Source organism: Streptomyces geranii, assembly GCF_002954775.1.
Lineage (GTDB): Bacteria > Actinomycetota > Actinomycetes > Streptomycetales > Streptomycetaceae > Streptomyces > Streptomyces geranii.
Genome location: NZ_PJME01000065.1, coordinates 24,693 through 47,645, shown reverse-complemented (window position 1 = coordinate 47,645; position 22,953 = coordinate 24,693). Strand labels below are relative to the sequence as shown.

General features: G+C 69.4%; 19 protein-coding genes and 1 pseudogene. 15 read left to right on the top strand and 5 right to left on the bottom strand.

Features of this window, described 5'->3' with window-relative positions:
* Positions 1–141 precede the first annotated feature (141 nt).
* Positions 142–627 carry a ribose-5-phosphate isomerase gene (locus CW359_RS40730; RefSeq protein ID WP_105975289.1) on the bottom strand — a complete coding sequence of 162 codons (486 nt, stop codon included), beginning with the start codon at positions 625–627 and terminating at the stop codon, positions 142–144.
* 223 nt (positions 628–850) lie between these two features.
* On the opposite strand from CW359_RS40730, the gene CW359_RS40725 reads away from it, so the two are divergent.
* Positions 851–2,299, top strand: a complete 1,449-nt coding sequence (locus CW359_RS40725) for an amino acid permease (RefSeq protein WP_105975288.1) — start codon at positions 851–853, stop codon at positions 2,297–2,299.
* A gap of 28 nt (positions 2,300–2,327) precedes the next feature.
* On the opposite strand, the gene CW359_RS40720 is transcribed toward CW359_RS40725, so the two are convergent.
* Positions 2,328–4,211 carry a serine/threonine-protein kinase gene (locus tag CW359_RS40720; protein WP_232838819.1) on the bottom strand — a complete coding sequence of 628 codons (1,884 nt, stop codon included), beginning with the start codon at positions 4,209–4,211 and terminating at the stop codon, positions 2,328–2,330.
* 230 nt (positions 4,212–4,441) lie between these two features.
* Here CW359_RS40720 and CW359_RS40715 point away from each other — a divergent pair, with 230 nt between their 5' ends.
* Positions 4,442–5,155 (top strand): hypothetical protein, encoded by a 714-nt coding sequence (locus CW359_RS40715; RefSeq protein ID WP_105975286.1) that lies wholly within the window; start codon positions 4,442–4,444, stop codon positions 5,153–5,155.
* 77 nt (positions 5,156–5,232) lie between these two features.
* Here the strand turns inward: CW359_RS40715 and CW359_RS40710 are convergent, their stop codons facing one another.
* Positions 5,233–5,811, bottom strand: coding sequence for a biotin transporter BioY (locus CW359_RS40710; RefSeq protein ID WP_105975285.1), 579 nt, complete (start codon positions 5,809–5,811; stop codon positions 5,233–5,235).
* 517 nt (positions 5,812–6,328) lie between these two features.
* Here CW359_RS40710 and CW359_RS40705 point away from each other — a divergent pair.
* The 8 genes and pseudogenes from CW359_RS40705 (at position 6,329) to CW359_RS40675 (ending at position 13,880) form a co-directional block, all read left to right on the top strand.
* Positions 6,329–7,582: an ROK family transcriptional regulator gene (locus CW359_RS40705; protein WP_105975293.1), complete on the top strand. Its 1,254-nt coding sequence runs from the start codon at positions 6,329–6,331 to the stop codon at positions 7,580–7,582.
* A gap of 215 nt (positions 7,583–7,797) precedes the next feature.
* Positions 7,798–8,847, top strand: a complete 1,050-nt coding sequence (locus CW359_RS40700; protein ID WP_105975284.1) for an ABC transporter substrate-binding protein — start codon at positions 7,798–7,800, stop codon at positions 8,845–8,847.
* A gap of 146 nt (positions 8,848–8,993) precedes the next feature.
* A complete protein-coding gene (locus tag CW359_RS40695; RefSeq protein WP_408647576.1) occupies positions 8,994–9,779 on the top strand; it encodes an ABC transporter permease in 786 nt (261 codons plus the stop codon).
* A complete protein-coding gene (locus tag CW359_RS40690) occupies positions 9,755–10,474 on the top strand; it encodes an ABC transporter ATP-binding protein (RefSeq protein ID WP_105975282.1) in 720 nt (239 codons plus the stop codon). Before CW359_RS40695 ends, CW359_RS40690 begins: the two co-directional genes overlap by 25 nt.
* Positions 10,410–10,599 (top strand): annotated as a pseudogene (locus CW359_RS47735) (cobyrinate a,c-diamide synthase); the annotation flags it as partial. The gene CW359_RS40690 and the pseudogene CW359_RS47735, both read left to right, overlap by 65 nt.
* A gap of 256 nt (positions 10,600–10,855) precedes the next feature.
* Positions 10,856–12,193 (top strand): LLM class flavin-dependent oxidoreductase, encoded by a 1,338-nt coding sequence (locus CW359_RS40685; protein WP_105975281.1) that lies wholly within the window; start codon positions 10,856–10,858, stop codon positions 12,191–12,193.
* A gap of 36 nt (positions 12,194–12,229) precedes the next feature.
* Positions 12,230–13,126, top strand: a complete 897-nt coding sequence (locus tag CW359_RS40680; RefSeq protein ID WP_105975280.1) for a TauD/TfdA dioxygenase family protein — start codon at positions 12,230–12,232, stop codon at positions 13,124–13,126.
* A 112-nt stretch (positions 13,127–13,238) separates the two neighbouring features.
* Positions 13,239–13,880, top strand: a complete 642-nt coding sequence (locus CW359_RS40675) for a superoxide dismutase (protein WP_105975279.1) — start codon at positions 13,239–13,241, stop codon at positions 13,878–13,880.
* 133 nt (positions 13,881–14,013) lie between these two features.
* Here CW359_RS40675 and CW359_RS40670 read toward each other — a convergent pair whose 3' ends face one another.
* Complete coding sequence (locus CW359_RS40670; RefSeq protein ID WP_105975278.1) at positions 14,014–14,670, bottom strand: mycothiol-dependent nitroreductase Rv2466c family protein; 657 nt, start codon at positions 14,668–14,670, stop codon at positions 14,014–14,016.
* A gap of 173 nt (positions 14,671–14,843) precedes the next feature.
* Between CW359_RS40670 and pepN the strand changes: the two genes are divergently transcribed.
* From pepN to CW359_RS40645, 5 genes are all read left to right on the top strand, one after another.
* Complete coding sequence (gene pepN / locus CW359_RS40665) at positions 14,844–17,426, top strand: aminopeptidase N (RefSeq protein WP_105975277.1); 2,583 nt, start codon at positions 14,844–14,846, stop codon at positions 17,424–17,426.
* A gap of 136 nt (positions 17,427–17,562) precedes the next feature.
* Positions 17,563–18,417 (top strand): hypothetical protein, encoded by an 855-nt coding sequence (locus CW359_RS40660; protein WP_105975276.1) that lies wholly within the window; start codon positions 17,563–17,565, stop codon positions 18,415–18,417.
* Between the two features lie 460 nt (positions 18,418–18,877).
* Positions 18,878–19,168 carry a hypothetical protein gene (locus CW359_RS40655; RefSeq protein ID WP_105975275.1) on the top strand — a complete coding sequence of 97 codons (291 nt, stop codon included), beginning with the start codon at positions 18,878–18,880 and terminating at the stop codon, positions 19,166–19,168.
* Positions 19,165–20,154, top strand: coding sequence for a helix-turn-helix domain-containing protein (locus CW359_RS40650; RefSeq protein ID WP_157968737.1), 990 nt, complete (start codon positions 19,165–19,167; stop codon positions 20,152–20,154). The genes CW359_RS40655 and CW359_RS40650 overlap by 4 nt, the downstream gene beginning before the upstream one ends.
* Positions 20,155–20,595: 441 nt before the next feature.
* Entirely contained in the window at positions 20,596–21,696 is a 1,101-nt protein-coding gene (locus CW359_RS40645; protein WP_105975273.1) for a hypothetical protein, read from the top strand.
* Between the two features lie 85 nt (positions 21,697–21,781).
* On the opposite strand, the gene CW359_RS40640 is transcribed toward CW359_RS40645, so the two are convergent.
* Positions 21,782–22,921: a serine hydrolase domain-containing protein gene (locus CW359_RS40640; RefSeq protein WP_105975272.1), complete on the bottom strand. Its 1,140-nt coding sequence runs from the start codon at positions 22,919–22,921 to the stop codon at positions 21,782–21,784.
* Between the last annotated feature and the right edge of the window lie 32 nt (positions 22,922–22,953).

Genomic DNA, 22,953 nt, shown 5'->3' with positions numbered 1-22,953 from the left:
TTTTCTCGCCCCCGCCGCCCCTACCCGTCCCATCCCTTCCTGGGGGCTGCGCCCCCAGACCCCCGCAATCGGCCTGAACGGCCTCGTCCTCAAACGCCGGACGGGCTGAAAGGGCCCGCCCGTCCTCAAGTGGCGTACGGGCTATTGGGCAGGGTGGTGGGGCGGGATCTCCGGGAGGTCGCCCGTCGCCTCGTACGCCGCGAGCATGTCGATGCGGCGGATGTGGCGGGTGTCTTCCGAGAACGGGGTTGCCAGGAAGGTCTCCACGAACTTCGTCGCCTCGTCCTGGGTGTGCATGCGTGCGCCCACCGCGACCACGTTCGCGTTGTTGTGCTGGCGGCCCAGCGACGCCGTCTCCTCGCTCCAGGCCAGCGCCGCGCGCACCCCCTTCACCTTGTTCGCGGCGATCTGCTCGCCGTTGCCCGAGCCGCCGATCACGATGCCGAGGGCGTCGGGGTCGGCCGCCGTGCGCTCCGCTGCGCGGAGGCAGAAGGGCGGGTAGTCGTCGAGGGCGTCGTAGATGTGGGGGCCGCAGTCCACGGGGTCGTGGCCGGCCTCCCTGAGCCACTCGACGAGGTGGTTCTTGAGTTCGAAGCCCGCATGGTCGGAGCCGAGATACACGCGCATGCGTCGAGTGTGACACGACTGTTTCGGGGCAGCAGCCTCGGGGGTTGATCCCGAAAACTGACCGCAACACTACAGAACCTCAAGGAAACCTCAAGTAACGATCTGGATTCAAAGGTTCAGGAATCGCTTTGCCTCCGATTCACTGGACCGACTGTTTACGCCGTCCCCACCGGCGCGCTTCCCCGTGCTTCCCCGTTCACCCGGCGCAAAGGAATTCCCCCCCATGACCGCCTCTCCGTCCTCCGGGCTTCAGGCCGGGCTCAAGAACCGGCATCTCTCGATGATCGCCATCGGCGGTGTCATCGGTGCCGGGCTCTTCGTCGGGTCCAGTTCCGGTATTCAGACCGCCGGGCCCGGCATCCTGCTCTCGTACGCCCTCGTCGGCACCCTCGTCGTGCTGGTGATGCGGATGCTCGGCGAGATGTCCGCCGCCAATCCGACCTCCGGCTCGTTCTCCGCGCACGCCGACCGCGCGCTCGGGCGCTGGGCCGGGTTCTCCATCGGCTGGCTGTACTGGTTCTTCTGGGTCGTCGTGCTGGCCGTCGAGGCGACCGCCGGTGCCGTCATCCTCGAAGGGTGGATTCCCGCCGTACCGCAGTGGGCCTGGGCGCTCATCGTGATGGTCGTCCTGACCGCCACCAACCTCGTCTCCGTCGGCTCCTACGGCGAGTTCGAGTTCTGGTTCGCCGGGATCAAGGTCGTCGCCATCAGCGCTTTCGTGATCATCGGCGGGCTCGCCGTGTTCGGTGTGCTTCCCGGGGTCGACAGTGACAAGGCCGGGCTGTCGAATCTCACCGACTCCGGTGGCTTCCTGCCCAACGGGGCCGGCGCCATCCTCACCGGCGTACTGCTCGTCGTCTTCTCCTTCATGGGCAGCGAGATCGCCACGCTGGCCGCCGGTGAGTCCGAGGACCCGCAGCGGGCGGTCACCAAGTCGACCAACAGCATCATCTGGCGCGTCGCCGTCTTCTACCTCGGCTCGATCTTCGTCGTCGTCACGCTGCTGCCGTGGAACGACCCCTCGATCAAGGAGAAGGGCTCGTACGTCGCCGCCCTCGACTCCCTCGGTATCGCGCACGCCGGTCAGATCATGAACTTCATCGTGCTGACCTCGGTGCTGTCCTGTCTCAACTCCGGCCTCTACACGGCCTCCCGCATGGCCTTCTCCCTCGGACAGCGCGGTGACGCGCCCAAGGCCTTCGCCCGCACCACCTCCCGTGGCGTACCGCTCGCGGCGATCGTCGCCTCGGTCGTCTTCGGCTTCGTCGCCGTCTTCTTCAACTACGAGTTCCCGGACTCGGTCTTCCTCTTCCTGGTCAACTCCTCCGGCGCCGTGGCCCTGTTCGTCTGGCTGGTCATCTGCTTCTCGCAGCTGCGCATGCGGAAGATCATCGAGCGCGAGTCCCCGGAGAAGCTCGTCGTGAAGATGTGGCTGTACCCCTACCTGACCTGGGCGACCGCCGCCCTCATCGTCTTCGTCCTCGGCTACATGCTCACCGACACCGAGCACGACGGACGCGAGACCGTGCTTCTCTCACTGCTGGTCGCGGCCGTCGTCCTCGCCATCGCCGTCGTACGGCAGCGGACCGGGCGCGGGGGCGTCGTCGTGACCTCCGGCGGTCCCGCTCCGGACGACGCCGAGGACGTCGACGGCGTCGTCAAGGTCGGCTGACGACAGTCCCCTGTGGTGCGGGAGTCGTTCACAGCACCGTGAACGACTCCCGCACCCGTTCGTAGGTCCGTACCGCCTGCTCCTCGATCTCCTCGTGGTACCAGGTGCTTATCTGGTACGACTTCCCCTGCACGTCGAAGCCGAGCAGCCGCGCGTGCCAGTGCGTGCCGTCCAGGGTGAAGGTGTACTCCCAGACGACCGCCGGGTGGCCCTGGTACGTCGTCTCCGCGAGGGTGATCTTCCGGTAGTCCTGGCCCTGGCGGGCGTTGCGCTCCGACTCCTCCCAGGTCTCCAGCAGGTCGCCGCGCGCGAGGGCGGACTTGGCGAGGAGTTCCTGCCTGCCGTCGGGGGACGTGTAGTGCACCTCGGCGCCCGTCTTCACGTCCCGGCGCCAGCCCTCGGGCGTCGCCCAGGCGTACCCGCCCGCCTCCTCGTGCGCGCCCGGCGGCAGGCTGCGCGGGCGCGAGGTGCCCTCGACCGTGGGTTCGGGGGTGGGCTCGGCAGTGGTTCCGGGGGTGGTGGGGGTGGCCGAAGTTCCCCGTGACGTTCCCGGGGTTGCCGTGTTCTTGTCCTCCGGTGAACCCGCCGTCGACGCCAGGACGATACCCACCACCGCCCCCGCCGTGACCACACCGGCCGCCACCATGCCCGTACGACGACGGCCTCGGCGTCGGTCGCTCCCGCGCCCGGGGTCGGGGTCGGGGTCGGGGTCGGGGTCGGGGTCGAACGGGCGCGCGGGGCCCGGGAGTTCGCCGGGCGGCGGCTGCGGGGGCGCCAGCACTGGCGCCGGTGGCTGGGGGCGGGTCTGGGTCTGTGCCCGTGCCTGGGTGTGTTCCCGCTCCTTCGTCCGGACCAGGGAGACACCGGTCTTGCGGGTGGGGATCGCCGAACCGGCCTCGGACCGCATCTCGGAGGGGACTTCGGTGGAGGCGCTGGATGCCTGTATCGCGTCCATCGGCTCCAACGGCAGTGGTGGGGGCTCGGGTTCGGGTCCGGGTTGCGGGTGCTCCCGTGGCTGCCGTGCGGCCCGTACGAGCGGTGCGTCCAGGTAGGCGGGGGTCGGGGTGTCCTGGAGCGGACGTACGGGAGGTGGGGGCGCGGGGGCCGGTATCTCCGGCTCCGGCTCGGGGGCCACCGGCTCGGGGGGCGCCGGCTCTGGCTCCGGGTACGCCACCAGCCGCAGTTCCCTTTCCACGGACTCCAGTTCGGGCCTCGCCGACGGTTCCTTCGCCAGGAGGGCGGCCAGGATCTCGCGCAACGGGCCCGCCGAGGCGGGGAGTTCGGGGTCCTCGTACAGGACCGCGTGGAGTGTCGCCAGGGTCGTCTCGCGGGAGAACGGGGAACGGCCGCCCAGGGCCGCGCAGAGGGTCGCGCCGAGGGACCACACGTCGGACGGCGGGCCCTGGTGCGCCCCCGAGATCCGCTCGGGGGCCATGTAGTCGGGCGAGCCGACGAGCATGCCGACCATCGTGAGGGCCTTCGCGTCCTGGATGGCGGCGATGCCGAAGTCGGTGAGGACGACCCGCTGTTCGCGCCGCTCCACCAGGACGTTGCCCGGTTTGATGTCGCGGTGCAGCACTCCCCCGGCGTGCACCTGGCGCAGTGCGGAGACCAGGCCGAGGCCCAGACGGGCCGTGTCGGTCGGGCCCAACGGGCCCTCCTGGACGAGGAGTTGTTCGAGGGAGCGGCCGGCGACCAGCTCCATGACGATCCACAGGCGCTCACCCTCGTCCACGACGTCGTACACCCGCACGACGTTCGGGTGGTCGATCCGGGCCGTCGCCCTGGCCTCGCGGAGTGTGCGTTCGCGGCGGGTGCGGGTGTCCTCCGCGTCGAGTCCGTCGATCCGCATTTCCTTGACGGCCACCGGCCGGTCGAGCATTTCGTCGGCGGCCCGCCACACCCGCCCCATTCCCCCCTGACCAATACTTTCGACCAGCCGATATCGGCCCGTCACCACCAGACCTGAAGCACCGCCGCCCATATTCCCCGGCAATCCTCTGCACCCCCTCAACGCACGCCCCACCAGAACCACAATGGTCACACTTCGTGCCGTACCAGCATAGTGGTGGGAAATCTTGTGGTACCTCTTCAAGGACTGCGAATTCAGGCGCAGTCCAGGGGGATCCAAGGGGGACGAACATGAGTTCTGGTCGCACGACGGTCATCGCGGGATCGCTGCTCACGGCATCTTTCTCGGCCGTGATGATCCTTTCCTTCACCGCCAGCGCGGAAGACCAGGGACCCGGAAGCAGCAAGGGGGGAAAGGCCGTCGACCCGGCGCCCGCGGGCGTCGAGCTGACCACGGAGTTGCCCGAGAGCATCTCCGTCGACAACAGTTCGAAGGAAACCGCGCTTACCGCCACGGTAAAGAACGAGGGGAGCAAGGAGAGCGGCGATATCCGGCTTCTGGTCGTCGGATTCGATGGAATGACGGTCAAGAACGTTCAGGGTTGTGCGGAGATTCCCGAAGGGGATCTTCCGGAAGGCTCGAACAGCGGTTTCAACTGCGCCGTCGGCAATCTCGCGGCAGGCAAGTCGAAGTCGTACGACGTCGAGGCGACGTTCGACCTCGGAAAGACGGGCAAGATCTGCCTGCCCGTCCAGACGGCGGACGGCTCGAAGACGTACTGGCAGCAGGGCCCGGTCCCGTTCGGTACGACGAACCCGTCGCCGAACGCTCCGGCCACCCCGCTGCTGCTCGGCACCGACAACACCCCGGTGGCACCCGGCGGTGACGAACTCCCGAGCACCGGTCCGGCGAGCAATCTGCTCCCGCTCGGCGGGGCCGGCGCGGCGCTGCTGTCCGCCGGGGCGGCGGGCCTGTGGTGGTCCCAGCGGCGGCCTCAGGGCTGATCGGTAGTCGGTAGACGGTGGAGGGGGAGGCGGTGTCCGCCTCCCCCTCCACCAACACCCTTGTTCTCAGTGCTTGTTCAGCCCTTGTCGACGAGCTTCCACGCCGTCGGCAGTACGCCCATCGCCAGCGCCGCCTTCAGCGCGTCGCCGAGCAGGAACGGGGTGAGGCCGGCCGCGATCGCCGCGCTCAGGCTCAGGTCGGCGGCCAGCGCGAGGTACGGGACGCCGATCGCGTAGATGATCGCCTCGCCGAGCAGCATCGTGCCCGCCATGCGCACCACCGAGCGGTCGGCTCCGCGCCGGGCCAGGGCGCCCACGGCGGCCGACGCCAGCAGCATGCCGAGGATGTAGCCGAAGGACACCGACGTGCCCGAGCCGCCCTCCGCGAACCACGGCACGCCCGCGAGGCCGGCCAGGGCGTAGAAGACCAGGGCGGCGAGGCCGCGCCCGGCGCCGAGGGCGGTGCCGACGAGGAGCGCGGCGAAGGTCTGCCCGGTCACCGGCACCGGCGAGCCGGGCACGGGGACGGCGATCTGGGCGGCGATCCCGACGAGCCCGGCACCGCCGAGCACGAGCGCGGCGTCCCGGACGCGGGAGGCGGGGAGCAGGTCGGCGAGGACCAGGCCGGGGCGGGCGGGGGCGACGGCGGTTGCCATGGGGACTACTCCGCGGGGATGTGAGCGGCAAGGGACATCGTGACGCTATCCCAGCGCCCTCGGGCCGATCACCGTCAGCGCTCGACAAAGGGGGCGACGGCGGCTTGGTGGGCTCCGGACAAACGATGGGGGTTACACCTGGTTCGGCGTGATGCCGGTCACTGCGGTGGCGTGGTGCGGGATACGGGGTGCGGCGGGCGGGAGCGGTACGGGAACTGTAGGGTTCCGCCAATCCCGGTGGCCGCGTGGACAAGTGCCGTCTCGCCCGCTGGTCGCCATCTGGGCAGCGGCGGACCGCTTTGCTAGCTTCGTGAGCATGGTCGCCCAGTCCCGGTACTTCTCGTCGCGTCGCTATGTCGACCTGCGACGCGTGGGCACGGCCACCTGTCGCCGCCCCGGGTGAGGCGGCTCCGGCACGCCTCGCTCCACAGGACCCGCCGGCCTCGACGGCTTCGACGGCTTCCCGGGTCCTCACGAGACGGCGCAGTGTCGGACCCGTTCCCCGAGGATGATCGCCATGCCCCGTGCCGCGGCACCCACCCTTGCTTCCCCTTCTCCCTCCTCTTCCTCTCGTCCCTCCCCTTCCTCTTCCTCTTCTTCTTCTCGGATTCCTCGTGCCGCCGATTCCGACCGGCGGCGGACGAGCGCGAGTGTCGTGCTGCGGTCCGTGCTGGAGCACGGGCCGGTGGCGCGCAGCACCATCGCCCGGCTTACGGGACTGTCGCCCGCGTCGGTGACGGACTACTGCGCGCGGTTCGCCGAACTCGGCCTGATCCGTGAGGAGTCGGCGCCCCGGCGGTCGAACGGCGTGGGGCGTCCGCATGTCCCCGTCGATCTGGACGCCTCGCGGTTCGTGGTCGCGGGTGTGCATGTGGCCGTGCCGTACACGACGGTCGCGCTGCTCGATCTGCGCGGACGGGTGCTGGCCCGGCGGGAGTTGAAGCACGAGCGCACCGACCCGGGGTGGGTGCTGGCGCGGGCCGCCGAGGCGTTGCGGGCGCTGCTGGACGGCGTGCCCGACTGCCGTCCCCTGGGGGTCGGGGTGGCCGTGGGCGGCTGGGTGGACCGGGAGTCCGGAACCGTCGTCGAGCACCCGATGCTGGGCTGGCGGGACGTGGCGGTGCGGGACGTGCTCGGTGCCCGTACCGGGCTGCCGGTCCATGTGGACGGGCACGCAAGGGCGTTGGTGAACGCGGAGCGACTGTTCGGGCCTGCGCGGGGCGGCGGGAGCGTGCTGCATCTGTTCGTCGGCAATGTGGTCGACGCGGCGTTCGCGACCAACGACGAGGTGCACCACGGGCCGCGTTCGCAGGCGGGGGCCATCGCCCATCTCCCGGTGCCGGGCGGCACGGAGGTCTGCGACTGCGGTCGAGTCGGCTGCCTCCAGGCCGAGTTGAGCGAGCGGACGCTGTGCCGACGGGCCCGGGAGGCCGGTGTCGTCGAGGGTACGAATCCCATGCACGTGGTCGCGGCGGCGGCCGGGGGCGACCCGGACGCCGTGGCGCTGCTGGTGCGGCGGGCGGGTGCCGTGGGCCGGGCGGCACGGCTGCTGCTCGATGTACTGAACCCGGAGACGGTGGTCGTGACCGAGATCGGGATCATCCACCGGGAGGACTGCCTCGCCGCGCTGCGCGAGGGGGTCGGCACCGAACGCGCCGCCTTTGTCGTGCCGACGAGTTTCCCGGATTCGGTGCTCGCGGTGGCGGGCGGTTCGGTGGCGCTCGACGTCCTGTACCGGGATCCGCTGGCGGCTTCACCTCAGGCTATTTAATTCAGAAACTCCGAATGTTGACAGGGTCGGGCGTGGCCAGCAGCATCGTTCTCATGAGCCCCTTCGTGAGCTGTCGCACCCTTTGTTGCTGACACGTTGCCGCGTGTGAAGCGCTCATTTCCCCCTGTTCTTCCTGCGTGAATTCACTTTTCCGGGCCTCCTCGCGCCCTGAATTCCGTATGCGTTCCCGCCTTTCGAACTCACGGAGTATCACCATGTCAGTCGACCGACGGCTCTTCCTCACCTCTCTCCTCGGCGCCGCGGCCGGTGTCGCCGGGCTGAGCGGCTGCGCCGACAGCAGTGCCGCCGCCAGCAGCAAGGGTGCCTCGACCGCGCCGCTCGCCGAAAAGGTCCCGGCCGGTACGAGTCTGAAGATCTCCTCGTATCTGAACACCCAGCAACTGCAGTTCAAGCTCGCCAAGTTGGGTGATCTGCCGTTCAAGGTGTCGAGCTGGGCGAACATCGGCGCCGGTCCCGATGTCATCAACGCCTTTCGGGCGGGCTCGCTCGATGTCGCCAACAACGCGGGTATTCCGCCGATCCAGGCGCATTATCAGGGATACGACGCGAAAATCGTCGCGATCAACGTCACCCGCAAGCCGAACTATCTGTTCGCCACCAAGCCAGGCAGCGACATCAGGTCGGTCGCCGACTTCAAGGGCAGGAAGCTCGCGTTCTCGCAGGGCCAGGCCCAGGGCGTCGTACTGCTGCGGGCGTTGAAGGAGGCCGGGCTCGCCTACGACGACGTCGACCTCGTCCCGCTGACCAGCAACCAGTTCCTCACCGCCCTCCAGTCGGGCCAGGTGGACATCGCGCCGCTGGGCAACAGCCAGGCGCCCGCGTATCTCCAGCAGTACGAGGCCAAGGGCGCCCGGACCATCGCGACGGACGTGGTCGACCTGCTGAACCTGCTGTGGGCGCCGGCCGCCGTGCTGAACGACCCGGCGAAGGCCGCCGCGGTCGCCGCCTACATCCCGTACTGGGCCAAGGGCCAGGTGTGGGCGTACGAGAACCCCGACAGCTGGAACGAGGAGTTCTACGTCAAGACGCAGAACCTGACCCTCCCGCAGGCGCAGGCCATCACCGCGCTCGCCAACAAGCCGCTGTTCCCGCCGAGTTGGGACGAGGCGATCAAGTGGGAGCAGGAGACCGCCGATCTGCTCGCGGAGGGCGGCTTCGTGAAGAAGTTCGACGTGGGCTCGCTCTTCGACCACCGCTTCGAGGGCATCGCGGCGAAGTCCGTGAGCGCGGAGTACCGGAGGTGACCGCCGTGACCACATCCACATCCACGTCCTCATCCACCCCCCCATCCACCTCTGGGTCCGCGTCCCCGTCCGGGTCCGCGTCCGGGTCCGCGTCTACGGCCGCATCGGTATCCGCTTCGGCGGTCTCGGGCGCTGAACTCGCCCAGGTGCGCAGGCGTCGTCGGTTGTCCCCGGGCAAGCGGCTGCCCGCCGCGCAGTTGATCGGGCCGGCCCTCTTCATCGCCCTGTGGGCCGGTGCCTCCGCCGCCGGGCAGCTCGATCCGGCCGCGATCCCGGCACCCTGGACCGTGCTGAGGACCGGGGTCCATCTGTGGACCGACGGGACCCTGCCGAACGACATCCTGACCTCGCTGCGGCGGGCCGCCTCCGGCTTCGCGATCGGGCTGACCGCCGGGATCGTCCTCGCCCTGGCCGCCGGGCTCAGCCGGGTCGGCGAGGCGCTGATCGACGGGACGGTCCAGCTCAACCGGGCGATCCCGACCCTCGGTCTGATCCCGCTGTTCATCCTCTGGCTGGGCATCGGCGAGACGTTCAAGGTCGCGATCATCGCCATCGTCGTCTACATCCCGATCTACCTCAACACGCATGCCGCGCTGTCCGGCATCGACAGCCGGTTCGTCGAACTCGCCGAGGTGCAGGGGCTGTCGAAGCTCCAGTTCGTCCGGCAGATCGTCGTGCCCGGCGCGCTGCCCGGCTTCTTCGTGGGCCTCAGGCTCGGGGTGACCGGCTCCTGGCTGGGGCTGGTCGTCCTGGAGCAGATCAACGCCACCAGCGGACTCGGCTACATGATGTTCCAGGCCCAGAACTACGGCCAGAGCGACGTCATCCTCGTCGGCCTGGTCGTCTACGGCGTCTTCGGCCTGGCCTCCGACAGCGCGGTCCGCCTCATCGAACGGAGGGTGCTGTCATGGCGACGCACGCTGAGCAACTGACCCTGGCCCGGCCCGCTGTCCAACTCCGGGGACTGACCCGGTCGTTCGACGGACGGACGGTCCTCGACGCCCTCGACCTCGACATCCCCGCCGGGCAGTTCGTCGCCCTGCTCGGGCACAGCGGGTCCGGCAAGAGCACGCTGCTGCGGGCGGTCGCGGGGCTCGACCACGAGGTCGAGGGCAGTGGGCAGCTCACGGCGCCCGAGCGGGTGTCGGTGGTGTTCCAGGACTCGCGGCTGCTGCCGTGGCGGCGGGTGCTGGACAACGTACTGCTGGGACTTGAGGGCAAGGAGGCCGCCGCCAAGGGGCGGGAGGCTCTTGCCGAGGTGGGGTTGAAGGGGCGGGAGCGGGCCTGGCCCAGTGAGCTGTCGGGCGGGGAGGCGCAACGGGCCGCGCTGGCGCGGTCGTTGGTGCGGGAGCCCGAACTGCTGCTCGCCGATGAGCCGTTCGGGGCGTTGGACGCGTTGACGCGGATCAAGATGCACGCGTTGCTTCGGGAGTTGTGGCGGAGGCATCAGCCGTCGGTGCTGTTGGTGACGCATGACGTGGATGAGGCGGTTGTGCTGGCGGATCGGGTGCTGGTGTTGGAGGCGGGGCGGATCGGGGTTGATCTGGTCGTCGATCATGGGCGGCCTCGGGAGGAGTACAGAGGGGTGCTGCTGGAGGCGTTGGGGGTTACGTCGGACGTGCGGTGAACGGTCCTTTTCCTCGCCCCCGCCGCCCCTACCCGTTCCCATCCTTCTGGGGGCTGCGCCCCCAGACCCCCGCCAATCGGCCTGAACGGCCTCGTCCTCAAACGCCGGACGGGCTGAAAGGCAGACACCAGCCCGGCTGAATTGCCCCGGCCGGCCTCAGGCGCCGGACGGGGCGAAACGCCCTGCCCGTTCTCAGGCGCCAGCCCGGCCGAAATGCCCAGGTGCCCTCAAACACCGGACCGGCTGGAAAGCCCCGCCCGCTCTCAAGCGCCGGGTCGGCTGAGATGCCTGGGGCTCGGCTGGGAGGACGCAGTAAACGGGTGGGTGGGTGGGAAAAGTACTCGCCCCAGCAGCCCCGCCCTCAAGACGTAAAGGATCCCCATGCCCCGCCAACTCCACCTCAACGCCTTCCTCATGAGCACCGGACACCACGAAGCCTCCTGGCGGCTCCCGGAAAGCGACCCATACGCCCACGTCGAGCTGGACCACTACATACGGCTCGCCCGGATCGCTGAGCGCGGCACCTTCGACTCGCTCTTTCTCGCCGACAGCCCACAGCTCTGGGGCAACATCGCCCAGCGACCCGCCGGTGCCCTCGAACCCCTTACCCTCCTCACCGCCCTCGCGACAGCGACCACCCACATCGGGCTGATCGCCACCGCCTCCACCTCCTACAACTCCCCCTACAACCTCGCCCGAAAGTTCGCCTCCCTCGACATCATCAGCGGCGGGCGGGCCGGCTGGAACATCGTCACCACCGCCGGTGTCGAGGCCGCGCGGAACTTCGGGCTCGACGCCGAGCCCGCGCACGCCGAGCGGTACGCCCGGGCCGCCGAGTTCCTCGAAGTGGCGGGCAAGCTCTGGGACAGCTGGGAGGACGACGCGATCGTCGCCGACAAGGCCGCCGGGGTCTGGGGTGACGACTCGAAAGTGCATCCGCCCCGGCACAGGGGGAAGTACTTCAGCGTCGAGGGCGGTCTCAACGTGCCCCGCGCTCCCCAGGGTTACCCGCTGCTCGTGCAGGCCGGGTCCAGCGAGGACGGCAAGGGGTTCGCCGCCCGGTACGCGGAGGCCGTGTTCACCGCCCAGCAGACCATCGAGGACGCGCAGGCCTTCTACGCCGACCTCAAGTCCCGTACGACGGCTGCCGGTCGGGACCCCGACCACATCAAGGTGCTGCCCGGGATCGTGCCCGTACTCGGGTCGACCGAGGCCGAGGCGCTGGCCGCCGAGCAGGTCCTGGAGGACCACATCGTCTACACGCATGGCGTGGAGCGGCTGGAGAGTCTGCTCCAACTGCCGCCCGGGACACTGGAGTTGGATTCCCAGCTCCCCGCCGATCTGCCGCCCGAGAGTGCCATCGAGGGGGCCAAGAGCCGGTACACGCTCGTCGTCGAGCTGGCCCGGCGTGAGCGGCTCACCGTGCGGCAGCTCATCGGGCGGCTCGGCGGCGGGCGCGGGCATCTCACCTTCGCCGGTACGCCCGAGCAGGTCGCCGACGAGATCGAGAGCTGGTTCACGCGGGGTGCCGCCGACGGGTTCAACATCATGCCCGCGGTCCTGCCCTCCGGCCTCGACGCCTTCGTCGACCACGTCGTCCCGATCCTGCGCGCCCGCGGTCTGCTCCGAACGGAATACGGCCCGCGCCGCACCCTGCGCGAGAGGTACGGCCTCCCGCGCCCCGCCAACCAGTACGCCGCCAAGCCCGCTCTCGTCTGACGAACACCGCAACCCTGATCCGGAAGGAACCCCCGTATGTCCGGCATTGAGATTCAGAAAGTCACCGCCAACATCGGCGCCCGGGTGTCCGGCGTCGACATCGCCAAGCCCCTCGACGAGGAGCAGATCGCCGCAATCCGCGAGGCCCTCAACGTCCACAAGGCGCTCGTCTTCGACGAGGTGAACCTGGACGACGAGGGGCAGCAGGCCTTCGTACGCCACTTCGGTGAGCTGACCACCGCGCACCCGACCGTGTCGGCCGTCGACGGCGCTCCGAACGTGCTGCCCGTCGACAGCGAGCGCGGGCGGGCCGCCAACCACTGGCACACCGACGTCACCTTCGTCCTCAACCCGCCGCAGGCCAGCACCCTGCGCAGCATCACGATCCCGCCGTACGGGGGCGAGACCCTCATCGCCAGTTCGGCGGCTGCCTATCGGGACCTGCCGGAGCCCTTGCGGCAACTGGCCGACAACCTCTGGGCCGAGCACACCAACGACTACGACTACGCCGTCCCCGACGAGGAGCTGGACGAGCAACAGGCCGCCCAGCGAGCCCAGTTCACGTCGATCCAGTTCCGTACCGCGCACCCGGTGGTCCGCGTCCACCCGCTCACCGGTGAACGCGGGCTGTTCATCGGCGGGTTCGCGCAGCGGATCGTCGGGCTGTCGGTGGGCGAGTCTCGCAAGATCCTGGACCTGCTCCAGGCGTACGTCACCCGGCCGGAGAACATCCTGCGGCACCGCTGGTCCCCCAACCAGCTCGTCCTCTTCGACAACCGCATCACCCAGCACTACGCCATCGACAACTACGACGGACAGCCGCGCCGGCTGCACCGCGTGACCATCGCCGGTGACATCCCGGTCGGCATCGAGGGCAAGGAGAGCTACTCGATCGCCGGGGACGCCTCGCACTACACCTCCGTCGCCGAGTAGGCCACGCTCCCCCATCCCTCGGCAAAGACCCTCGCGCATACCGCGCGAGGGTCTTTTTATTGCTAGCGTGTAGTTGCAAGCAATGTGCAATAAGAGGTCGAGGGGACCCCGCATGCCCGTGTACACGCTTCCCGAGCTGCCGTACGACTACTCCGCGCTCGCGCCCGTGATCAGCCCCGAGATCATCGAGCTGCACCACGACAAGCACCACGCGGCGTACGTGAAGGGTGCCAACGACACGCTGGAGCAGCTCGCGGAGGCGCGCGACAAGGAGACCTGGGGCTCGATCAACGGCCTGGAGAAGAACCTGGCCTTTCATCTCTCCGGGCACATCCTGCACTCCATCTACTGGCACAACATGACCGGCGAGGGCGGCGGCGAGCCGCTCGCCGCCGACGGCGTCGGTGACCTCGCGGACGCGATCACCGAGTCGTTCGGTTCGTTCGCCGGCTTCAAGGCGCAGCTCACCAAGGCCGCCGCGACCACGCAGGGCTCGGGCTGGGGCGTCCTCGCCCACGAGCCGCTCAGCGGACTCCTGATCGTCGAGCAGGTGTACGACCACCAGGGCAACGCCGGTCAGGGCTCGACCCCGATCCTGGTCTTCGACGCCTGGGAGCACGCCTTCTATCTCCAGTACAAGAACCAGAAGGTCGACTTCATCGAGGCGATGTGGGCGGTCGTCAACTGGCAGGACGTCGCGAAGCGTTACGCCGCCGCCAAGTCCCGTACGGATGTCCTGCTGCTGGCGCCCTGAGCCCGCGGCGGTGAGCGTCCTGCCTCGTGATCGTCTTCTCAACCTTCACCGGCAGGCGGAATGACGGGAGGCCCCCGCGAGGACGTGACTCGCGGGGGCCTCTCCACATCATGACCGGCCGGTCACCTGGGAATCAGAGGTTGCTGAAGTCCGGGCCCTTCGTCCGGGTGCGCTTGATCTCGTAGAAGCCGGGGACCGAGGCGACCAGCAGGGTGCCGTCCCACAGCCTGGCGGCCTCCTCGCCCTTGGGGGCCGGGGTGACGACCGGGCCGAAGAAGGCGATCTGCTCGCCGTCGGCGCCGGGGACCGCGATTACCGGGGTGCCGACGTCCTGGCCGACCTTGGTGATGCCCTCCTTGTGGGAGGCGCGCAGCTCGGCGTCGAACTCGAAGTCCTTCTGCTCGGCGTAGTCGATCAGGTCGGCGGGCAGGCCGACGTCGGCCAGGGCGCCGGCGATCGCCTCCAGGGTCGGGCCCTCGCCGCCGTTGTGGATGCGGGTGCCCAGGGCCGTGTAGAGCGGGCCGAGGACGTCGGCGCCGTGCTTCTGCCAGGCCGCCGTCACCACGCGTACGGGCTGCCAGGCCTGTACGGCGAGCATCTCGCGGTACTCCTCGGGCAGCTCGTCGAGCTTGTCCTCGTTGAGCACCGCCAGGCTCATGATGTGCCAGCGGACCTCGATGTCCCGGACCTTCTCGACCTCCAGGACCCAGCGGGAGGTCATCCAGGCCCAGGGACAGAGCGGGTCGAACCAGAAGTCGACGGGGGTCTTGGTCGAGGTCGTCTCGGACATGGGTCTCCCTAGAGAAAGATGCGCTTGCCAGAGGCAACGCATGCCCGGCGCCGTCGCATTCCCGGTGTCCGCCGCCAGTGGTGCGTGGCAGGATCGGTGCTGGTCGGCCGTGCTGACGACGACCTGTGAGAACCGCCTATGGCGACAACTGATGACGATCTAGGGAGTGCTCGGTGCCCGGTGAGAATCTGTCCCGCGACGAGGCCCGGGAGCGGGCCGCCCTGCTGTCCGTCGACGGGTACGAGGTGTTCCTCGACGTGCGCTCCGCCGTGGGGGACACCGCTGGTGGGAGCGGGGTGCGGACCTTCCGGTCCGTGACCACCATCCGGTTCCGGTGCGCCGAGCCCGGTGCCGCCAGTTTCGCCGACCTCGTCGCGCCGAGCGTCACGGCCGTCTCCCTCAACGGGCGGGATCTCGACCCGGGGGCCGTCTTCGACGGTACGCGCATCCTGCTGGAGGACCTCGCCGCGGACAACGAGCTGGTGGTCGACGCCCAGTGCGCCTACTCCCGCACCGGCGAGGGCCTGCACCGCTTCGTCGACCCGGAGGACGGCGAGGTGTATCTGTACACGCAGTACGAGCCCGCCGACTCGCGCCGCGTCTTCGCCAACTTCGAGCAGCCCGACCTCAAGGCGCCCTTCCGCTTCGAGGTGCGGGCCCCGCAGGAGTGGGTCGCCTGGAGCAACGGGCTCGGCGAACTGGTCGACGGTGTCTGGCGGTTCGCCGAGACCAAGCCGATCTCGACCTACATCACGGCCGTCCTGGCCGGGCCCTATCACTACGTCACCGACACCTACTCCCGGACCTTCGCGGACGGTACGACGCTCGACATCCCCCTCGGCGCGATGTGCCGCAAGGGGCTCGCGCCCTACTTCGACTCCGCCGACGTCTTCCTCGTCACCAAGCAGGGGCTGGACTTCTTCCACGACCACTTCGACTACCCGTACCCCTTCGGGAAGTACGACCAGGGGTTTGTCCCCGAGTACAACCTCGGTGCCATGGAGAACCCCGGACTCGTCACGTTCCGCGAGGAGTTCATCTTCCGGGGGAAGGTGACGCAGGCGTCGTACGAGCGGCGGGCGAACGTCATCCTGCACGAGATGGCCCACATGTGGTTCGGCGACCTCGTCACCATGGAGTGGTGGGACGACCTGTGGCTCAAGGAGTCCTTCGCCGACTTCATGGGCGCCTTCTCGCTCGTCGAGGCGACGCGCTTCACCAACGGCTGGGTCACCTTCGCCAACAACCGTAAGTCCTGGGCCTACCGCGCCGACCAGCTCCCCTCCACCCACCCGGTCACGGCCGACATCCGCGACCTGGAGGACGCCAAGCTCAACTTCGACGGCATCACCTACGCCAAGGGCGCGTCCGTCCTCAAGCAGTTGGTAGCGTACGTCGGCCGGGACGCGTTCCTCGAAGGCGCGCGGCGGTACTTCAAGCGGCACGCGTACGGCAACACGCGCCTCGGTGACCTGCTTTCGGTGCTGGAGGAGACGAGCGGGCGGGACATGGTCTCCTGGTCGCGGGCCTGGCTGCAGACCGCCGGGGTCAACTCCCTCACCCCGCAGGTGCTGTTGAGCGCGGACGGGCTGATCACCGAGCTGGCGGTGCTGCAGGAGGCGGCCGAGTCGCATCCCGAGCTGCGTCCGCATCGGGTGGCGGTCGGGCTCTACCGGCGGTCCCCCGAGGGGGCGTTGGAGCGGTACGCGCGTGCCGAGGTCGATGTCGACGGGCCGCGTACGGTCGTGGCGGAGCTGGTCGGGAGCGAGGCGCCGGAGCTGGTGCTCGTCAACGACGACGACCTGACGTACTGCAAGATCCGTTTCGACGAGGGGTCGTTGGACACGCTCCGCGCGCAGCTCGGCGACCTCACCGACCCGCTGGCCCGCGCCCTGTGCTGGTCCGCGCTGTGGAACCTCACCCGTGACGCGCTGATGCCGGCCCGGGACTTCGTCGACCTGGTGCTGCGGTTCGCGGGGCGCGAGTCGGACATCGGTGTCCTGCAGATGCTGCACGCCTGGGCAGGCTCCGCGCTCACCTTCTACGCGGCCCCCGACTGGCGGGCGACCGGTGAACGCCTGCTCGCCGAGGGCGCGTTGAAGGAACTACGGCTCGCCGAGCCGGGCAGCCAGCACCAGCTGACGTGGGCCCGCTTCCTGGCGGCCGTGGCATCCAGCGAGGCCGATCTCCAGCTGCTCCAGGGGCTGTTGGAGGGCACGGCGAAGATCGACGGCCTCGACGTCGACCAGGAGCTGCGGTGGGCGTTCCTGGAACCGCTCACCTCGCACGGCGTCGCCGACGAGAAGACGCTCGCCGCCGAACTCGGGCGCGACGACACGGCGTCCGGCAAGCGCCACCAGGTCCGCTGTCTCGCCGCCCGTCCCTCGGCCGCCGTCAAGGCCCAGGCCTGGGCGCAGGTCGTCGAGTCGGACGCGCTGTCCAACGCCCTTGTCGAGGCCACCATTTCGGGCTTCGTCCAGGGCTCGCAGCGGGAACTGCTCGCGCCGTACGCGGAGAAGTACTTCGCGGTGATCGAGCGGATCTGGACCGACCGCTCGATCCAGATCGGGATGGACGTCGTACGGGGCCTCTTCCCGTCGCTCCAGGACTCCCCGGCGACCCTGGCGGCGACGGACGCGTGGCTGGCGGAGCGGGCGGACGCGGCACCGGCGCTGCGGCGGCTGGTCCTGGAGGCACGGGACGACCTGGCGCGGGCACTGCGGGCGCAGGCGTGCGACGGGGCGGCGGCGCGCTGACCGGCAGCTCCGTCGCGGTCGTTTCCTGATGTGAAATTCGTTGGTTTGAGCGGGCGCCCCTGGAGCAGGTGTGCCCCTGGGGTGCCGGGGACGGTGATGTCGCGAAAGAAGTGAAGGACCTGCGAGGGGGAGTCGAGTGATCGAGTCCGAAGTCGACGCGCGCGTGGACGAGTTGGTGCGCGGGCTGCGGCGTATCACGGGCGGTCTGCTGGTGATGGCCTCGGCACATCCGGACAGGGGACGGGCGCGTGAACTCGCCCTGGCGGCAAGCGTCCTGACCACGGATGTGCTCCCCCGGCTGGACGAGGACGTCGGTGCGGCGGCGGAGGCCGAGGACGCCGCGCCGCCCGCCCCCGTGCCCACCGGTTCGACGGCGATCGGCACGCTCGTCGAGCGCTATCCGCCGGACCACGCGCACCGTCCGGCCCGGCCCGTCCTGCTGGACCCTGAGCTGCCGTACGAGAAGTGGCGGCATCTGCACCGGCTCACCTACCGGCGCCCGGCCGCCTTCGACTCCGCGCCCTACTGGAACGACCCGACGCCCCACCTCGGCAGACCCGTGCGCTGGGGAGTGGCGTCGAGCGCGACGGTCGTACGGCGGATGCGCCATCACTACGTGACCATGCGGGACCTCGACAGCCATGCGGGCCGACTGGTAGGGCGGATGCTCCACGCCTCCCGGGCGATCCTCGAAACCCGCGCCGTCCGGGGGGACTTGTTCGGCGGCGGCCAGTTGCCCGACCGGCACGAACTGGAGCGGAAGCTGGAGCGGGCGCAGTGGAACGCGGCCGTGCTGGCCGCCGGGCACGGGGACGCGGCGCTACCCCGGCTCGAAACGATCCTGCGGGACTTCGAGATGCTGGCCCGAGCCGTCCTGGAACTCGACGACCTGTACCGCACCAGACCGGCCCACCCCACATCCGAGGGCCGCCTCGCCGACGCGCTGCACGGCACCGCCGCCCTGATCCGGCACTGGCCACCCGGTAACTGAGTCGCAGGTCAGGCCATGGGCTCCAGAGGGGCCATGGAGAGCACGGAGTCGTCGGTGACACGCGCCGTCCACGGCAGGACGGAAACGGGCAGGCCCCCTCGCGGCGAACGAAGGGGCCGTTGAGTGCCGTTGTCTTCCGGACAAGGAGGACACGACGGTGCCCCGGTTGGGCAGAGCACCTGCTCCCATTGAGGGTCAACCACGGCCAGACCGCAAGGGCTGGATTCGGAACATTACGAAAACACCCTCTGAACTGGCAGAACGTCAACCAGCAGCGATAACCGACAAATGGGGGCTGGACTCTTCCCTTTCGGGGACATGCAGGGTGCCTGCATCCTGATACTGGTGACTGGTTGTGGTCGTAGGATCACCCGCCACCCGGCAACGGCGATGTCGGAGTCACCGCATTTCCGGACAAGCGACACAGGGCACGACGGATCTCACGGAGGCACCCCCAGCCATGTCCCACCGCAACAGGCTCATACTCGCGATCACCGGGTTGATCGTATTCACCGCGCTGGCACTCCTGATGATCTGCATCGGACAGCCCGCTTCAGTCATCGGCAGCCTCATCCTGGCGATCGTGCTGGGCGTGACGCAACTGCTCCAGGCCATCGACGGACTCGGACGCCGCGACCTCGACCGTCGCGTCCCGCCGCCCCACACACTGCCGTCCGCCCCCTCCGTCGGCGAGGAGACCGAGACGGACACGGTGAAGAACGAGGGCCGCACCGAAAGGCCGATGGTATGACCGTCTCGCAAGTGAAGGAGTCGGGGCAGTCGCGCCGCCCCGGACGACGACTCACACCGCTTAATGACAACGTTGTCCAAGAGCACCGTGAATGGCTGGTGCCCATCCGGGAAGCGTACGAGGTGCGCGGACTGACATACCGGAAACTGGCTCCGCGGGCGTTCACCAGTACGACGCAGCTGTCGCAGCTGCTGAACGGCAAGGGCAGCTACCCGGAACTGGAAAACGTCCTCGCCGTCGTCAAGGTCCTCAAGCCCGAGCCGTGCACCGAATGGTTCCGAAAGGCATGGGAGGCAGGTGCCGCGGCGGCAGGGCGCGACGAAGAGTGGATCCGACGATGCCTGGCCAAGGTCGACCGCCCTCGGCCGTCGAACAGCGACAGCCGGACGATGCCGGTCATCCACCCACCGGTGATCAACCCTGTGGGGGTCAAGTACAACGTGCCCACCCAACGGGTGGGGAAGCAGACGCCTGGGCCGTTGTTCAAAATCATCGTGGCCATCATCATCGGGGCGGGATGCACCTGGGTTGAAGCTGCCCGCGATGCGGCTCCGACTCGCCAGGACGACAGGTGCACCAGCAGGGACTGTCTGGTCAGCACGGGGCTGTCGCCGGAGACTGAAGCGCACCCCTCGACCCCGCCCGGTGGCGAGGTGAAGGAGCCGGAGGCCATGGTCACCGCCGTACCGGCCTCGCCGGGGGTCGACGAACACGACCGCGAGTACAAGAAGTACCCGGTGCCGAGCCGGCCGGACTCCAGCGCCGACGCGGGCAGGCTGACGGAAGACGCTCGCGTGTACGACCGCCACTACAGGGCCACGAACCGGTACGTGCCCGCATACACCCTCGTGTACGTGCGGTGCCAGGACAGCCTTGGCTACCTGGTCATGTACGGGACCGCGGACCGACTCCGACGGGAAAACTTGGCGGAAATCTCCTGGAAGACCTTGGGGGTCAACCTGAAGGCGTGCACCACCAACCGCTGATCGGAGAACGGAAGGTCCCGCGACCACCGTCCCAGCACCGGTCGTCCCCGAGTCGCTGGGACGGGACACCGATAGGGACCTGGGTGTCTTCCTGCACGATGACGGGTTCACCGGTGGCACTCAGGTCCACGCCGCTCTCCGGGGAGAGCGGCACACCGCCGAGGAGGTCCGTCAACCTCCTACGCCCGGGCGGCGCCGCATGGGCGACCGGGCACTGCTCGCGGGTCAGCTGATCGAGGCCGCCGCACGGCATGGCGTTGTCTCTTCGGTGAGAACTACCGGGACCCGTTACCGAACCCGGCCACTCACCCCCGTAACCCCTGGATGGACCAGCGCCTTTCGGCACTCGAACGCTTGCACTTTAGGGCGAGCTTGTCCTGAATTGTCGACGAGCGTGTAACAGCGGTTAGGGGACGGATCGGACACGGGAATGCCGGAGTCATGACCCACAACACCCCGCTCTCCCCGAGCCCCCGCCCCCTCCGCCACCTCTCCGGCGTCCAGCGCCGGGTGCTGACCGCCGCCCAACTGCGGGCGCACGGCGTCACGGTCGCCGAGGCGAACGAGCAGTGCCGGCCCGGCGGACCCTGGCAGCAGTTCCTGCCGGGGGTGTTCCTGCTGCACCCGGCGCCGCCCACCGGCGAGGAGCGGCTGCACGCGGTGCTGCTGTACGCGGCGAAGGAGCGGGCGGTGACGACGGGGGTCCCGGCCCAGCCGGACTGCGAGGAGCCGTACCGGGAGCGTGGCCGGCCGGTCTACACCGAGGCGATGATCACCGGCCTGGCGGCGCTCGCCCTGCACGGCTTCTCGGCCGCGCCGGCGCTGCTGTCCCTGGAGACCGTCGACGTCCTGGTGCCCCGGCTGCGCCGTCTGCGCTCGACGGGCTGCGTCCGCATCGTCCGTTCCTCGGCGCTGCCGAGGCCCGAGGTGATCGACGGGCTGCCGGTCGCCCCGGTCCCGCGCGCCCTCGCCGACGCGGTGGCAGGCCTGACGGACGCGGGCGCCGTACGCCGGCTGCTGACCGACGCGGTGCGCGGCGGGCACTGTGAACCGGCTGCGGTGGTAAGGGAGTTGAACCAGGCCCGGCTGCTGGGCCGGCCGCATGTCGTGGACGCGGTCGACTCCCTGCTCGCGGAGGGCCGGGCGATCGCGGAGGACCGCCTCTACCGGATGGTGCGCGAGTACGGCCTCCCGGACCCGGTCTGGAACGTCGATCTGCGGCTGCCCGGCGGCCCGTGCCTCGGCGGCCTCGACGCCTACTGGCCCGACCAGGCGGTGGCGGTGGAGCTGGACACCCGCGCCCCGCGCCAGGGTTACCGGCAGTCCTGGCCGTCCGGCCCGTCCGGGCAGGAGGACGACGCGCTGTGGTCGGAGTACGCCCGCAAGCGCGAGCACCTGGAGCGGCTGGGCATCACGGTCGTCCACATCACCCCGCGCAAGCTGCGCGAGGCGATCGAGCAGCAGGCGACGGTGGTACGGACGGCGTTGATGGCGTCGGGGGACCGCGAGCCGGCGGCGTATGTCGTGGTGCTGCCCCGGTAACCGTGACGGACCGGGCGGTATCAGGAGGGGAGAGGAGGGGCCGCCGGGCGACCGGGGGCCCCTCCTCATCGCGCCACTGGAGCCGTCACTTTCCGCAGTACTCCGCCTCGACGACCTTCACCGGGTCGCCGCTCCAGTCGCCGTTGAAGTTGAAGGCGAGGGAGTGCCTGCCGTCCGCCGTGGTGCCCGCGAAGGAACTGGAGCCGTGGATGCCGCCGCTGTGGCCCCAGATCGTGACTCCGCAGCTCAACTCGTTCTCGATGAGCCCGAGTCCGTAGCGGCCGTCGACCACCTCGGCGGGAACGGTCGTCTTCATCTCGGCGAGTTGCTTGGGCGGCAGGACCTTGCCGCGCAGGAGCGCCGAGTAGAAGCGGTTCAGGTCACCGGGGTTGGAGATGATCTCGCCCGCGGCGTTGGCGGCGGAGGGGTTGAACTCCGTGACGTCGTAGATCTTGCCGGTGGTGTTGTCGGCGAGCTGCGAGTAGGCGCGGCTGCTGGGCTGGGGGACGCGGTGGTCCGTGCCCGGCATGTACGTGCCGTGCAGGCCGAGCGGCTCGATGACGCGGGCGCGGACCTCGTCGCCGTACGAGTTGCCGGTGACCTTCTTGATGACCATCCCGGCGAGGGTGTAGTTGGTGTTGGAGTAACCCCAGGCGGTGCCCGGGGCGAACTCGGGCTTGTGCCCCATGGCGATGCCGACGATCTCTTCAGGGGCCCAGGTGCGGTACTTGTTCCTGAAGAAGTTGTCCGGGAGGAAGATCTCGCTCTGGACGTACTCGTCGTCGGTGTAGTTGAAGATGCCGCTGGTGTGGTTGAGGAGCTGGCGGAGGCTGATCTTCCGTCCGTCGTGACCGTTGCCGCGCACGGTTCCGGGGAGCCAGGTGTCGACGGTGTCGTCGAGCGACACCCGTCCCTCGGCCTCCAGTTGGAGCAGGACGGTCGCGACGAAGGTCTTCGTGATGCTGCCGGCGCGGAAGTTGTCGTGGGCGCTGCGGGGCTGCTTGGTCCTGAGGTTGCCGACGCCCGCGGTCGCCTTCCAGACCCCGTGCCGGTCCTTGGCCTGGAGGGCCACACCGGGTACGCCGTCCTTGACGGTGGCGTTCATGGCCTTCCGGGTGGCTTCGTGGCCGACGCGGTGTTCGGCGGCCATGGCGGGCGCGGCGAATGTTCCTGCCGTGACGGCGACGGCTACGGCCGTTCCCACGAGCCTCATGGTGACTGACATGCGGTTTCCCCCTTGTTCCTGTGGTGGTCGGG